2 protein-coding genes are annotated in these 678 nt (G+C 62.7%); both read left to right on the top strand.

Going from position 1 to position 678, the window contains the following annotated elements; translation table 11 throughout:
* Positions 1 to 206, top strand: a 206-nt coding sequence (locus AWU74_RS12810) for a hypothetical protein (protein ID WP_238580228.1), incomplete at its 5' end; no start/stop codon positions are given.
* A gap of 141 nt (positions 207 to 347) precedes the next feature.
* The coding region (locus AWU74_RS07110) for a 3,4-dihydroxy-2-butanone-4-phosphate synthase (protein ID WP_162504869.1) at positions 348 to 678 on the top strand (331 nt) is incomplete at its 3' end.

Genomic DNA, 678 nt, shown 5'->3' with positions numbered 1-678 from the left:
AGCACGCCTCAGGCGTGCGACAGTTTTTTCAGAAACCCCCTGCCTTACCCGCGCGCTGCGCGGCTTCCGCCGGACGCGGCGAAGTCCGGCACACGAGGCTGAGTCCCGCATTAAGGGTCGCGGGAATCGGCGCCGATAGCTGCGGAAGCAAGCAGGATAATTCCGCAAACAAGCGCAAAGGCTCCGCGGATACGCGCAATCCTTGAATAAACCTGAACAATTGCGCCGGGGACGCTATGATAACCGGCGATTTGGTGCTATAGTGGGCGACAAACAGGGCGGCAGTGCGCGCGGTGCGCGGCTCGCGCAGGACACGCCGAATGGTTTTGCAGGAGAGGCTATAGAATATGAGCGATATATATGCGGCGGTCGAGGAAGCCGTTGAAGAAATCCGCCGGGGGAAGCTGCTGATTGTAACGGACGACGAAAACCGCGAGAACGAGGGCGACTTCGTCATGGCAGCCGAAAAGGCGACGCCCGAAGCGGTGAACTTCGTCGCGCGGCACGGCAGGGGGCTGGTCTGTCAGGCGATAACCGAGGCGCGGGCGCGGGAACTGCGGCTGCCGCTCATGGTGAGCGAAAACACCGCCGTTCACGGCACGGCGTTCACCGTCAGCGTCGACGTCCTGAAGGGCGCGACCACGGGGATTTCCGCCTTTGACCGGGCGGCGACCATTC

Source organism: Treponema endosymbiont of Eucomonympha sp. (assembly GCF_001028545.1).
This window is presented reverse-complemented; position numbering and strand designations above follow the sequence as displayed.